Here is a 12547-nt window from a genome sequence, read left to right on the forward strand (position 1 = left end):
TGCCGCCGGGATTGACCGGGCCGCCGCGGGTGGTGGGGCGTGCCGCCGGGATTGACCGGGCCGCCGCGGGTGGTGGGGCGTGCCGCCGGGATTGAGTGAGCCGCCGCGGGTGGTGGGGCGTGCCGCTGGGATTGACTGAGCCGCCGCAGGCGGCAAGGCGGCGCCCCGAGAGTGGCCGAGCTTGAGCTGCCGCTTCGATCGGCAACACTGCGCCGGTGCCGCGGGTGGGCAACTCGCCACCGCCTGGGCGCCCCTGCGCCGTCTGCCTGCCGCGCGACGGCTTCACCGAAGTCGGCGTTCTACGCAGGGCCGCGGCCGGCGCCCGCCGCGCTTCACCGCTCCGAATCAGCGCACCTGCGCGAAGCCTCCACGGGCGCGGCATTGACCTCTGCCGCGCCCGTGGACGCGCAACCTGCCCGGTCGCACTGCCGCGGCAGGACCATTGAGTCAGCCGGGATCAGGGCTGAGCGCCGACCTTGGTGACCGCCCGCGCGCCCAGCCGCACGCCCGCCCGCAGGGCGTCCACAGTGGACTCCCCGCGGAGCCAGGCCGCCAGCACGCCCGCGTCGAACGCGTCGCCCGCGCCGGTGGAGTCCACGCATTCCGCCTCCTCCGCGGGCACGCTCACCTCACCGTCGGCGGAAACCCACGTCGCGCCGTCCAGACCCGCCGTCACCACCACCGCGCCGACGTCGTCCAGCAGCGCCTTCGCCGCCGACGGCGCCGCCGAGCCGGTCAGCGCCAGCAGCTCCTCCGTGTTGGGCAGCAACAGGTCCGTGCCACGCACGTCCGCCAGGAACGCCCCCGGATCGGTGATCAACGCGGCCGCCTGCGGGTCCACCGACGTGGTCAGCCCGGCCTCCTTCGCCGCCGCCAGCGCGGCCAGCCCCGCGGGCCGCGACGACGGGTCGAGCAGCACGTACCCGGACAGGTGCACGTGGTCCGCGCCGGCCAGCACCGCCGGGTCGATGTCCGCGGGCGCGAACCGGGCCATCGCGCCCCGGTCCGGCAGCATGCTCCGCTGACCCGAACCGTCCACCAGCACCACGACCACGCAGGTCGGCGCGTCACCATCGACCGCGAATGCACACGACACGCCCGCCGCCTCCAGTTCGGCCCGCACCGTGCGCCCGCCGGCGTCGTCGCCGACGCGTGCGATCAGCGTCGTCTCCACGCCCGCCTCGGCCAGCCACACCGCCGTGTTCGCGCCCGCGCCGCCGCCGGCCAGCCGCACCCGCGACCGCGAGTCGCCGCCGTGGACGATCGGTCCCTCGTGCCGGGCCACCACGTCCAGCCCGGCGTCCCCGACCACGACGACCTTCACGCGAGCTCCACCGCGACCTCGGCCGCGACCCGCGCGTTGGACACCACCAGTTCCTCGTTCGCGTCCAGGCTCACCCCGCCGCTGGCGGTGTGGAAGTGCTCCAGCAGCACCGGCGTGACCTCCTTGCCGTGCACGCCGCGCGAGGACAGCAGCGCCAGCCCCTCGGCCAGCAACCGGTCGTGCAGTTCGGCGTCCATCTCCGCCTCGGCCGGGATCGGGTTGGCCAGCAGCACCCCCGACGACGCGTACCGCCGGTGCGCGGCGACCACGGCCGCTGCCGCGACCGGGTCGTCGACCCGCCACGGCACCTCGAAACCCGAGGTCCGCCGGTAGAACGCGGGGAACTCGCCGGTCCGGTACCCCAGCACCGGCACCGAGTTCGTCTCCAGCACCTCCAGGGTCGCGGCGATGTCCAGCACCGACTTCACCCCCGAGCACACCACCAGCACCGGCACCGTGGCGAGCACGCCGAGGTCCGCGGAGACGTCCCAGGACTCGGCCGCCCCGAGGTGCACGCCACCCAGGCCGCCGGTGGCGAACACGCCGATCCCGGCCGCGTGCGCGAGCGCCGAGGTGCTCGCCACCGTCGTCGCGCCCGAGCGGCCGAGCCCGATCGCGGGCCCCAGGTCACGCAGGGACAGCTTGTCCAACCCGGCGTCGGGCGCGCACACGCGCTCCAGCTGAGCGCGCGACAAGCCGGCGTACGCGACGCCGTCGAGCACCGCGATGGTGGCCGGCACCGCTCCGGCCTTCCGGACGGTCTCCTCCAGCCGGTTCGCGACCGCGAGGTTGCGTCCGGGCGGAAGGCCGTGGGACAGGATCGTGCTTTCGAGCGCGACGACCGCGCGGCCGCTGTGAACGGCGTCGGCGACCTCGTCGGCCAGCGATATCGGGGGTGTCACGAGGGACCATCTTCACCGACGGTCCGCCGTGAAGTCCCAGCGGGTGGGCGAGCCGCCGAAGTCGCGTTCGTCCAGCCCGAACACCCACCGCGGCCGCACCCGCACGGTCGCGTTGACGTCGGGGTCCAGGAAGTCCGTGCCGTAGTCGGTGCGGTACTTGGCGTTCGCCGCTTTCACGAACGCCCGCACGGACACCGTGTCCCGCACGACCTTGGCGACGCCCTCCAGCACCACGGGGTTGAGCGCGTCGTCGGTCGAGATCGTGACGGCCGGGTTGGCGAGCAGGTTGCGCACCTTCCGGGCGCCGCGCGACGAGGAGAACCACAGCGCCTCGTCGTGCCACACCGCCCACACCGGCATCAGGTGCGGGCGGCCGTCCGGCCACACGGTCGCGACCCAGTAGTCGTGCGAGTCCCGCAGCCGGCTCTCGGCCCAGGACCAGGGCAGCAGTCCCGTTCCCTGGTCGGCGGGCAGGGTGCCGTAGCCGGGCATGTGCGGGCGGGTGGCGCGGGGAACGGTCATCGGCGGGGCCCTCCCTTCACCCCAGATACTGCGCCACGCCCTCCCCGAAGGACCAGTCCACCGGGTGGTTCTCGGTCACGCTGACGAACACGTTCCGCGGCTCGATCCCGGCCCGTTCGGACGCCAGTTCCGCGATCCGCGCGTAGAGCGCCTTCTTCTGCGCGTAGGTGCGGCCCACCCGCATCGTGATGCTGACGAAGACCACACCGTCGTCCCGGCGGATGCCGAGGTAGCCGGGGTCGTAGCGGAGGTGGCCGTCGGTGCGGGTGACGATCTGGAAGAAGTCGTCCCGCGGCACGTCGATCGTCTCGGTCATGGCCTGGTGGACCGCGTCCCCGAGCGCGGTCAGGGTGGCGTCGTCGTGCACGGGCAGGGCGTCGATGCGTACGAGTGGCATACCCTCACCGTACATACCAGTAGGTACAGAAGGCCAGAGTGTCGGCCGCGACGGGTGCTGCGGCAAAATGGGCACATGAGCACCCAGACGCTGCCCGAGGTCGACACACGCCCGGAGACCACCGACGAGACCGACAGCGATCAGCCGAAGGTCTTCCACTACGTGCGCAAGGACAAGATCGCCGAGAGCGCGGTCATGGGCACGTACGTGGTGGCGCTGTGCGGCGAGGTCTTCCCGGTCACCCGCTCGCCCAAGCCCGGCTCGCCGGTGTGCCCGGCCTGCAAGGAGATCTACGAGGGCTTGCGCCCCGGCCCCGACGGCGAGGACTGATCCGCCAGGTCGTCCTCCCCGGCCGCGGGAGCCTCCTCCTGCTTGCGCGGCTTCCGCAACGGCTGCGTCGTGCGCTCCCACAGTGAGGGCGAGTCCTCGCGCAGACGTTCCTTGGCGCGCTCCATCTCCAGCCGCCGCCACTTGCGGCGCTGGCGGCGCGTCATCTTCGCGGGCCAGAGCTCCTGGATCGCGGCGTTGAAGTAGGCGCCGCCGACGATGGCCATCCCGATGAAGAACGTGAACAGCAGGAACGCGATCGGCGTGGCCAGCGCGCCGTAGGTGTAGCCGGTGCTGGTGATCCAGGACAGGTAGACCCGCAGGCCGACACTCGCGAGCAGGAAGATCACCATCGCCAGTACCGCGCCGGGCAGCCCGCGGTGCCACGGCAGCCGGCGCGGCAGGGCCAGCTTGTACAGGGTCGCCACGGCCAGGACCAGCAGCACCCCGATCACCGGGTAGTACAGCCAGCTGATCCACGTGGTGATCGTCGGCGCCCAGCCGTCCGGCAGGAAGTCGATCAGGACGTCCGGTCCGATGGCGATGATCGGCAGGCCGACCACCAGCAGCACCAGGCTCGCCAGGTACAGCAGCAGCGCGTAGATCCGCTGCCAGACCTCGTTGCGCACGCCGTACTGGTCGTGCGCCACCGTGATCGCGTCGACGAACGACGACATCGCCGACGAGCCCGCCCACAGCGAGATCAGGAAGCCGACCGAGACGATCTCGCCCTTGCCGATGGTCAGGATGTCGTCGACCGTGGGCTCGATGATCTGGCTCACCACGTTGCCGCTGAAGATCTTGTCCGCGAACGTGATGATCCGGTCGTGCACCGCGGTGACGAAGCCCTGTCCGAACCAGTCGCCCATGAAGCCGAGGCTGCCCAGCAGCCCGAGCAGCAGCGGTGGCAGCGACAGCGTCTGCCAGAACGCCGCCTCCGCGGACTCGGAGAAGATGTTGCCGTCCCACGCCTTGTTCAGGGTGCGCCCGAGCAGGCGCGCCGGACCCTTGCGGCGGGCGGCGCCATCGGGCGTCTCGTCGGACGGTGAACTCATGTCAGCCCCAAGCATGGCGGAATCGGCGCGATTTGGCTTGTCAAGACCTGTGGCGTGTTCAACTCCGCCGTGCCGTTCGCGGCCCTTGTCGGAGGGGACGGGTAATCTCCGATGAGCCGCCCTCACCCCCGTCCGGCATCGCGGCCGGGCAGTTCCGTGGGGGCATTCGCATGTCGCGTTCCATCGTCGGCGAGAGGAGGGGGAGGAATCCCTTGTCGGACACGGCCCAGGGTAATCGGACCGGTCAGGGCTTCGCCGCACCCGAGCCCCAGCACGACTCCACCGCCCGCCCGCTGCGGGCCTGGCAGCGCCGCGCGCTGACGAAGTACCTGAGCACGCAGCCGCAGGACTTCCTCGCCGTCGCGACGCCGGGCGCGGGCAAGACGGTCTTCGGCCTGCGCATCGCCGCCGAGCTGCTGTCCGACCGCACGGTCGAGGCGGTCACCATCGTGACCCCCACCGAGCACCTCAAGCACCAGTGGGCGGCGTCCGCGGCGATGGCGGGCATCCCGATCGACTCGAACTACCGCAACGGCCAGGGCGCCGTCGCGGCCGACTACCGCGGCGTCGCGCTGACGTACGCGCAGGTGGCCGCGCACCCGACGCTGCACCGCGTGCGCACCGAGGGCCGCAAGACGCTGGTCATCCTCGACGAGATCCACCACGGCGGCGACGCGAAGAGCTGGGGCGACGCGATCCGCGAGGCGTTCACCCCGGCCGTGCGGCGCCTGTCGCTGACGGGTACCCCGTTCCGCAGCGACGACTCGCCGATCCCGTTCGTCACCTACGAGCCCGACGGCGACGGCTCGCTGCGCAGCAAGGCCGACCACGCCTACGGCTACGCCGACGCGCTCGCCGACGGCGTCGTCCGGCCCGTCGTGTTCCTCGCCTACAGCGGTGAGGCGTCCTGGCGCACCAGCGCGGGGGAGGAGTTCACCGCGCGGCTGGGCGAGCCGCTGACGGCCGAGCAGACGGCCCGCGCGTGGCGCACCGCGCTGGACCCCGGCGGCGAGTGGATCCCCGCCGTCCTGCAGGCCGCCGACACCCGGCTGCAGCAGCTGCGCAGCGGTGGCATCCCGGACGCGGGCGGCCTGGTCATCGCCACCGATCAGGAGTCGGCGCGCGCCTACGCGAAGATCCTGGCGCGGATCACCGGCGAGGCGCCCACGGTGGTGCTCTCCGACGATCCGAAGGCGACCGCGCGGATCAGCGAGTTCTCCGAGTCGACTGACCGGTGGCTGGTCGCGGTGCGGATGGTGTCCGAGGGCGTCGACGTCCCGCGGCTGGCGGTCGGGGTGTACGCCACGAGCGCGTCGACGCCGCTGTTCTTCGCCCAGGCCATCGGCCGGTTCGTGCGGGCCAGGCGCAAGGGCGAGACGGCGAGCGTGTTCCTGCCCAGCGTGCCGGTGCTGCTGGAGCTGGCCAGCGAGCTGGAGGCCCAGCGCGACCACGTGCTCGGCAAGCCGCACCGGGAGAAGGACGGCTGGGACGACGAGCTGCTCGCCCAGGCCAACCGGACCGAGGACGAGCCCGGCGAGGAGGAGAAGGCGTTCACCTCGCTGGGGGCCTCGGCCGAGCTGGACCAGGTGATCTACGACGGCAACTCCTTCGGCACCGCGGTGTTCTCCGGCAGCGAGGAGGAGCAGGAGTACCTCGGGCTGCCCGGGCTGCTGGAGCCGGACCAGGTGCGGGCGCTGCTGCGCAAGCGGCAGGAGGAGCAGCTCGCCGACGCCAGCCGCCGCAAGCCGGAGAAGGAGCAGGTCCCGGCGCCCGCGCCGCGGCCGCAGTCGGTGAACGAGCGGATCGCGGCGCTGCGCAAGGAGCTGAACACCCTGGTGGGCATGTACCACCACCGCACGCGCAAACCGCACGGCGCGATCCACAACGAGCTGCGCCGAGCGTGCGGCGGCCCCCCGACGGCGATGGCGACCATGGAACAGCTGGAGGAGCGGATCGCGACGCTGCGTTCCTGGTGAGGCCGGCCTCGCTTGGCGCGGGGCCGGCGCAGCGTGTGGGTGGCGTAGCTAGGTGCGCGCCACCTCGGAGCGGCGGTGCGCCCGCCACCCGAGGAAGGCGTCGAGCAGCAGGAACGCGAGCAGCGACAGCCCGAAGACCGGCATGAACCAGCCGACCACGATCCCGGCGGCGGCCAGCGGCACCAGCACCTTCATCGGCAGCCGCCGGAGCGAGCCGCGCGCGAAGGGGCGGCCGACGGGCCGTCCGGCCGGGCGGCGCTGCCACCACATGCGGTACCCCCAGACGATCATCGCGATCAGGCCGGCCATCACCACAGCCAGCACGATCTGGTTCGCCAGCCCGAACAGCAGGCCCATGTGCGCGTCGATGCCCCAGCGGGCCAGCTTCGCGGCCAGCGGCCAGTCCTCGAAGCGCAGCACGTTCAACACCTCGCCGGTGGCCGGGTCGATCGCGGCCGCGTCCTGCTTCTCCGGCCAGCTGCGCTGGATCTGCTTGACCACGTAGGCCTTGCCCACCGCGGGCGGGGTGATTTCGACCGGATCGTCCAAGCCCACCGTGCGCGCCGCGGCCAGGGCCCCGTCGAAGTCCACCGCGGGGGCGGCCGTCGCGCCCGGCAGCTTCGACGGCACCGACGGGGTCTGCCAGCTCAGCGCGGCCCGTACCTCGGAGATGTTCTGCCCGGCGAACTGCGACCACGTCAGACCCGTCGCGGACAGGAAGAACAGCACCAGCGCCACCCACGTGCCGGTGGTGGCGTGCCAGGACAGCGTGCGTGCCCGGCCGGTCGTCGCCTTGCGCTTGCGACGCCGCCCGCCCCACCACAGCACCAGCCCGCCGGCCACCACGACCGCCAGCCAGCTCGCCGCCAGCTCGCTGTAGATCCGGCCCGCGTCACCCAGGTGGAGGTTGCGGTGCAGGTTGTCCAGCCAGCCCCGGATCGGCATCGCGCCACCGGAGCCGTAGGTGTCCAGCACGCCGCGGATCTCGCCGTCGTAGGGGTTCACGAAGGCGGTGCGGTAGTAGCTCTCCGGCAGGCCGTCGACCTTGAAGACGACCTGGGTGGTGTCGGTCGCCGTCGGCCCGGGGCGCACGCTGTACAACGTTCCTTCGGGAACGGCGTTCTCGGCGGTGGCGACCTGCGCGGACAGCGGCTGCGTCGTGGTCCCGGCCGGCACGTGCAGCTCGTGGTCGTAGACGACCTGCTCCAGCTGCGGCGCGAACACGTACAGCAGCCCGGTGATCGCGGCCACCAGCAGGAACGGGCCGACGAGGATCCCGGCGTAGAAGTGCAGGCGCAGCAGGACCGGTCGCAGCGTCCCGCGGGGCGCGGACGGGGCGGCGGGCGGTGCGGTTGGCTCCAGGAGGTCGTCCGTCGTCATGCTGCTCCTCGGCGGGGAGGGACCGGCTTTCCCTCCAGGTCGCCGGAATCACCGCGACGGTTCCCGGTGTGACGTCGGGCACATGACAAAGCGGGCGCCCGGGTGAACCCCGGGCGCCCGCCTGCTGTCTGTGGTCTGGCTCAGCCGCGCTGGATCTCCGCAGCGATCTCCTTGAGCTTCGACTCGTACTCGCGGGCGTGGTGGCCGCAGAAGAGCAGCTCGCCACCGCTGGAGAGGATGGCTCGTACCTGTGCTGCGGCACCGCACCGGTCACAACGGTCGGCTGCGGTCAACTCGGGGCGGGTGAGCGTCGGTGATGTCATTGGAGTCTCCCTCCGTCCCGGCATCGGCTGCCCGATGCCATCGATCCAGCGGCGACCACTTCGGCCCTGCGGTTGCCCGTCGGCTCCGCGGTGTTCGCTGGCCTCCACTCTTGCAGACGCTGAGCGCCTGGCAAGTGTTCCCGGCTGCTTGGGATGTGTGTCACGCAGAATTACCCCGGATGCCGTAGATCAATCCCGCCATTCAGGACGGAGAAACCTGCCAGAAACCCGTTTACCGTGGTCAGGACCAGTGCAGGCGGGTGGAAATCGGCTCGTGCGAACCCGTGTCAAGCGGCCGCGCGGAGCAGCTTGTTCGTTCTCAGCGGAATTCGGTGGACCGGTCCGAGGCAAGATCGTGATCAGTCCGTGTGCGAAACCATCCCCCGCGCGGGGCACGTGAGACACTCCCTGTCATGACGAAGCAGGCGTCGGCGGCCGCGAAGGACCTGGCGGCGGCCGGGGTCGGCGGGGCGCAGATCGCCTGGGCCGACAACAACGGCATCCCGCGCTCGCGGATCGTGCCGATCGGCGGTCTCGCCGCGGCCGCGACGCGCGGGGTCGGGATCACGTCGTTGTTCGCTGTTTTCGACACCCACGACGTCATCACGTTCGGCCACCCCGGACTGAGCACGCCCTCGGGTGACGTGCGTCTCGTGCCGGTGATCGACCGGCTGCGGCGGCTCGCCGGGCAGCCCGCGCTCGCTTGGGCGCCCGGGCGGCAGGTCGCCGCCGACGGATCGCCGTGGCCCTACTGCCAGCGGACGGCGCTGGAAACCGTCGTGTCCGCGACGGCCAACCTGGGTTACGAGATCCGCGCCGGCTTCGAGATGGAGTTCGCCGTGGCTCCCGCCGGCGCGCCGGACATCGCCTCCGCTCCCGGCCACCGCGGTCCCGCCTACAGTCCGCATGCCCTGATCCCGCTGGACGACTTCGTCGCGACAGTGCTGCACGACTTCGACGCCAACGGCCTGCGGCTGAACCAGTTCCACGCCGAGTACGGACTGGCGCAGCTGGAGCTCTCGCTCGCGGCGACCGATCCGGTGTCCGCGGCCGACGACCAGCTGCTGGCCCGCCAGACCCTGCACGCCGCCGCGCACAAGCACGGGCTGCGGCTGAGCTTCGCGCCGATCGTCAGCCCGGAGGCGGCGGGCAACGGCTGGCACCTGCACACCTCGGTGTGGCGCAAGGGGCGCAACCTGCTCGCCGGCGTGCCGGACGGCGAGGGCGCGGGTTACCTCGCCGGGCTGCTGCGGGACCTGCCCGCCATCACGGCGGTGACCGCACCGAGCGTGCCGTCCACGTTGCGGTTGCGCCCGGGCTACTTCGCGAGCGCATACGCGTTCTGGGGCGTGGAGAACCGCGAAGCGCCGTTGCGGTTCGTGCCGGGGTCCGACCTGCTAGGCGACGATCACGCCAACGTGGAGCTGAAGCCGTGTGACGCCTCGGCGAACCCGTACCTGGCGCTCGCCGCGGTGATCACCGCGGGCATCGCGGGACTGGAGGAGAGGCTCGCCCTGCCCGATCCGGTCGGCGAGGATCCCGGCGCCTGGACCGAGGACCGCCGGGCGGCCGCGGGAATCCGCCGCCTTCCGGTCACATCGGACGAACAGGACGGCGCGCTGGCGTCCAGTGGCCGGATGCGCGCGGCGCTGGGGGAGGAGCTGCTCGGCGCGTTCCGCGCGGTGCGTGCCTCGGACCGGCGCTGGGCCGCGGACCGGACGGTCGAGGAGATCGTCGCCGCCCACCTGTGGCGGTACTAGTGGGGCTGCTCGACGAGGTGCGCTGGTTCCCCGGCGCCACGCGCCTCATCGACCTCGCGCGGGCCGAGATGCCGCAGCAGAAGGGCGAGTCGGCCGCGTTCGTCACGCTGGTTTCCCTGCGGGCGCACGGGATCGCGGTGGCGAGCCAGGACGACACCGCGTCCGCGGGATCGTCGCCGGGCTCCGCCGCGGCGGCCATCGCGGAGCTGTCCGGGGGCGAGCTGACCGCGGTCGCCGCCGAGGGCGGGTGGACCGCCGCCGGGTTGCGCGCGATCCTGGCCGGGGTGCCCGAGCTGGACGCCACGCTGGTGGCCTTTGTGGACACCGCGGACCTCGGCGCGCCGGACACCCCCGACACCGCGTTGCGCGACTACCTCGACGGCGGGTTGCCGCCGTTCTGGAGTTCCCGTTGGCGCACCAGGAATCCGGTGTTCCTCGCGGGCGTGCTCAGCGGCCCGGGCGGCACGCTGGTGGCCATTGTGGACGGTTACCCCACCGCTGGCCGCGACGGGGTGCACCTGCAGCTGCTCGACCGGGTGGTCGCCGCCCTGCGGGGGTTGCTGCTCGTGGTGCCCGCCGCCGACATGGCCGCGGCGCGGGCGCTGGTCGCGCGGGCGGGCTTCACTCCTTAGCCGCCAGGCGGGAATGCCTGCGGCCGTAGGCGAAGTAGATGACGAGGCCGATCGCGAGCCAGACGGCGAACCGGATCCAGGTCAGCACGTCCAGGTTCAGCATCAGGTACAGGCAGGCCAGCGCGGCGATGATCGGCAGAGCCGGGGACAGCGGCACCATGAAGGGCCGCTTGAGGTCCGGGCGCTTGTGGCGCAGCACCGGCACCGCGATCGCGACGATCACCATGGCCGACAGCGCGCCGATGCTGACCATGTCGGACAGCTCGGTGATGGGCACGAACGCCGCGAGCAGGGCGATCAGCACCGCGCCGCCGATGGTCATCCGGTGCGGCGTGCCCCAGCGCGGGTGGGTGGTGCCGATCGGCTTGGGCAGCAGACCGTCGCGCCCCATCGCGAAGCCGATGCGGCCGATGGTGACCAGTTCGACCATCATCACCGAGGTCAGTCCGGTGACCGCGCCGAGCGAGATGAGGGCGCTCACCCAGTGCTGGCCGACCGAGTCGAACGCGGCGGCGAGCGGCGCGCCGGCGTCGATGTCGGTGAACGGCACCATGCCGGTCAGCACCAGCGACACGGCGATGTAGAGCAGGGCGCACACGCCGAGGGCGCCGAGGATGCCGATGCGCAGGTCCTTGCGCGGGTTGCGGGTCTCCTCGCCGAGGTTGGCCAGGGCCTCGAACCCGGTGTAGGCGAAGAACACGATCGCCGCGGCGGACAGCACCCCGCCGATGCCGTACACGGACTGTTCGAGCCCCAGCCCGGCCTGCACGACCGGCTGGTGCAGCACGCTCGCCCCGCTCTCGCCCGGCTGTGCGGGCGGGATGAACGGGGTCAGGTTGGCGCCCTTGATGAAGAACACGCCCACGGCGATGATCAGGACGCACACCGCGACCTTGACGAGCACCAGCACGTTCGTCACCCGGGCCGACTCGCGGATCCCGAGCACGGCGACGACGGTGAGGACCGCGATGATGGCGACGGCGCCGACGTTGACGGTCGCCTCCTCGCCGAACCACTCCTGCGGCAGCCCGAGCAGGTTCGCGAGGTACCCGGACCACCCGCGCGACACCACGGCCGCGCCGAGGGCGAACTCGAGGAGCAGGTCCCAGCCGATGATCCAGGCGAACACCTCCCCGAGCGTGGCGAAGGCGTAGGTGTAGGCGCTGCCCGCCGTCGGCACGCTGGAGGCCAGTTCGGCGTAACAGAGCGCCGCCAGGCCGGCCACGACGGCCCCGATCACGAACGACAACGTCACAGCCGGCCCGGCGTGCGTCTTGGCCTCCACGCCGGCGAGCGTGAAGATGCCGGTGCCGATGATGATGCCGACCCCGAAGCCCACCAGATCCCTGGCCCGCAGGCGGCGCTTCAACTCGCCGGACTCCTGCCGGGCGAGGACTTCGTTGACGTCAAGCGTTCGGGTGATGCCCATGGTGGAACGTTAGAAGATCACCTGGATCCCCGCAGCGCGGTAGCCCTTTGCTGTGACGAAGGCGGAAGCCTTTGGCCTTGAACCCAAGAGAAGCTGGGTGGTCATCCCGTCGCCTGACACCGGCGCGATCACCTTGAGCCAGGGCCGCAACCTCCGTGCTCACCGCAAGCCGAACATGCCAACCTTGCGGCCCTGGCTCAAGGTGATATGCACAAACCGGAAGGCGACGGGATGACCACACAGCGACCACCCACCCGAGGTGAGCTAACAACGGTCCCCTGGTCATCCCGGAGCCTGCCCGTCCGGCGAGGACATCTCTTGATCTTTAAACCCGCGCCTGACACGGCGAAGAGCCCGCCCTGCGGGCGGAAAGCGCCTCACGGCGCTCGAAAGGTCACCTTCCGACCACCCCCGCCCCCTCTCCCTGAGTGTGTTTCAGTCGCCGAGCAGCGGCGTCAAGGCGGGAAAGAGTACCTTGACCCCGCTGATCGGCGACTAAAGATCGGCTGTGGATCGGGGG

Annotated in this window: 12 protein-coding genes; 4 read left to right on the top strand and 8 right to left on the bottom strand. The window is 71.8% G+C overall.

What is annotated here, in order from left to right; translation table 11 throughout:
- Window positions 1-457: 457 nt before the first annotated feature.
- Genes ABZ215_RS40855 through ABZ215_RS40870 form a run of 4 tightly spaced genes read right to left on the bottom strand, consistent with a single transcriptional unit; the run spans window position 458 to window position 3145 of the window.
- Window positions 458-1324 carry a sugar kinase gene (locus tag ABZ215_RS40855; RefSeq protein WP_354712894.1) on the bottom strand — a complete coding sequence of 289 codons (867 nt, stop codon included), beginning with the start codon at window positions 1322-1324 and terminating at the stop codon, window positions 458-460.
- Window positions 1321-2226 (bottom strand): pseudouridine-5'-phosphate glycosidase, encoded by a 906-nt coding sequence (locus ABZ215_RS40860; RefSeq protein ID WP_020418736.1) that lies wholly within the window; start codon window positions 2224-2226, stop codon window positions 1321-1323. The genes ABZ215_RS40855 and ABZ215_RS40860 overlap by 4 nt, the downstream gene beginning before the upstream one ends.
- Before the next feature lie 12 nt (window positions 2227-2238).
- The gene (locus tag ABZ215_RS40865; protein ID WP_354956121.1) at window positions 2239-2748 is read right to left on the bottom strand and encodes a pyridoxamine 5'-phosphate oxidase family protein; all 510 of its coding nucleotides are present in this window, start codon (window positions 2746-2748) and stop codon (window positions 2239-2241) included.
- A 16-nt stretch (window positions 2749-2764) separates the two neighbouring features.
- Complete coding sequence (locus tag ABZ215_RS40870) at window positions 2765-3145, bottom strand: tautomerase family protein (protein WP_020418734.1); 381 nt, start codon at window positions 3143-3145, stop codon at window positions 2765-2767.
- 75 nt (window positions 3146-3220) lie between these two features.
- Here ABZ215_RS40870 and ABZ215_RS40875 point away from each other — a divergent pair, with 75 nt between their 5' ends.
- Window positions 3221-3475, top strand: a complete 255-nt coding sequence (locus ABZ215_RS40875; RefSeq protein ID WP_017983722.1) for a DUF3039 domain-containing protein — start codon at window positions 3221-3223, stop codon at window positions 3473-3475.
- Here the strand turns inward: ABZ215_RS40875 and ABZ215_RS40880 are convergent.
- Window positions 3436-4527 (bottom strand): YihY/virulence factor BrkB family protein, encoded by a 1092-nt coding sequence (locus tag ABZ215_RS40880; RefSeq protein ID WP_354712893.1) that lies wholly within the window; start codon window positions 4525-4527, stop codon window positions 3436-3438. The two genes, ABZ215_RS40875 and ABZ215_RS40880, sit on opposite strands and share 40 nt — an antisense overlap.
- Window positions 4528-4739: 212 nt before the next feature.
- Here ABZ215_RS40880 and ABZ215_RS40885 point away from each other — a divergent pair, with 212 nt between their 5' ends.
- Window positions 4740-6503, top strand: coding sequence for a DEAD/DEAH box helicase (locus ABZ215_RS40885; protein WP_017983720.1), 1764 nt, complete (start codon window positions 4740-4742; stop codon window positions 6501-6503).
- Window positions 6504-6551: 48 nt separating this feature from the next.
- On the opposite strand, the gene ABZ215_RS40890 is transcribed toward ABZ215_RS40885, so the two are convergent.
- Window positions 6552-7883 carry a PepSY-associated TM helix domain-containing protein gene (locus ABZ215_RS40890; protein ID WP_354956123.1) on the bottom strand — a complete coding sequence of 444 codons (1332 nt, stop codon included), beginning with the start codon at window positions 7881-7883 and terminating at the stop codon, window positions 6552-6554.
- Between the two features lie 140 nt (window positions 7884-8023).
- Complete coding sequence (locus ABZ215_RS40895) at window positions 8024-8206, bottom strand: hypothetical protein (protein ID WP_017983718.1); 183 nt, start codon at window positions 8204-8206, stop codon at window positions 8024-8026.
- Between the two features lie 413 nt (window positions 8207-8619).
- On the opposite strand from ABZ215_RS40895, the gene ABZ215_RS40900 reads away from it, so the two are divergent.
- Both ABZ215_RS40900 and ABZ215_RS40905 read left to right on the top strand, forming a co-directional pair.
- Window positions 8620-9966: a glutamine synthetase gene (locus ABZ215_RS40900; RefSeq protein ID WP_020418732.1), complete on the top strand. Its 1347-nt coding sequence runs from the start codon at window positions 8620-8622 to the stop codon at window positions 9964-9966.
- Window positions 9954-10598 (top strand): hypothetical protein, encoded by a 645-nt coding sequence (locus tag ABZ215_RS40905; RefSeq protein WP_354956125.1) that lies wholly within the window; start codon window positions 9954-9956, stop codon window positions 10596-10598. Before ABZ215_RS40900 ends, ABZ215_RS40905 begins: the two co-directional genes overlap by 13 nt.
- Here the strand turns inward: ABZ215_RS40905 and ABZ215_RS40910 are convergent.
- Window positions 10588-12027 carry an amino acid permease gene (locus tag ABZ215_RS40910; RefSeq protein ID WP_020418730.1) on the bottom strand — a complete coding sequence of 480 codons (1440 nt, stop codon included), beginning with the start codon at window positions 12025-12027 and terminating at the stop codon, window positions 10588-10590. The two genes, ABZ215_RS40905 and ABZ215_RS40910, sit on opposite strands and share 11 nt — an antisense overlap.
- Between the last annotated feature and the right edge of the window lie 520 nt (window positions 12028-12547).

Source organism: Amycolatopsis sp. NPDC006131, from assembly GCF_040614175.1.
In the GTDB taxonomy this organism is placed as follows: Bacteria; Actinomycetota; Actinomycetes; order Mycobacteriales; family Pseudonocardiaceae; genus Amycolatopsis_E; species Amycolatopsis_E tucumanensis.

Coding starts and splice junctions, on each gene's coding strand:
- ABZ215_RS40890 (WP_354956123.1), bottom strand. CDS start 7,883: ATGACGACGGACGACCTCCTGGAGCCAACCGCACCGCCCGCCGCCCCG.
- ABZ215_RS40895 (WP_017983718.1), bottom strand. CDS start 8,206: ATGACATCACCGACGCTCACCCGCCCCGAGTTGACCGCAGCCGACCGT.
- ABZ215_RS40910 (WP_020418730.1), bottom strand. CDS start 12,027: ATGGGCATCACCCGAACGCTTGACGTCAACGAAGTCCTCGCCCGGCAG.
- ABZ215_RS40865 (WP_354956121.1), bottom strand. CDS start 2,748: ATGACCGTTCCCCGCGCCACCCGCCCGCACATGCCCGGCTACGGCACC.
- ABZ215_RS40900 (WP_020418732.1), top strand. CDS start 8,620: ATGACGAAGCAGGCGTCGGCGGCCGCGAAGGACCTGGCGGCGGCCGGG.
- ABZ215_RS40870 (WP_020418734.1), bottom strand. CDS start 3,145: ATGCCACTCGTACGCATCGACGCCCTGCCCGTGCACGACGACGCCACC.
- ABZ215_RS40880 (WP_354712893.1), bottom strand. CDS start 4,527: ATGAGTTCACCGTCCGACGAGACGCCCGATGGCGCCGCCCGCCGCAAG.
- ABZ215_RS40875 (WP_017983722.1), top strand. CDS start 3,221: ATGAGCACCCAGACGCTGCCCGAGGTCGACACACGCCCGGAGACCACC.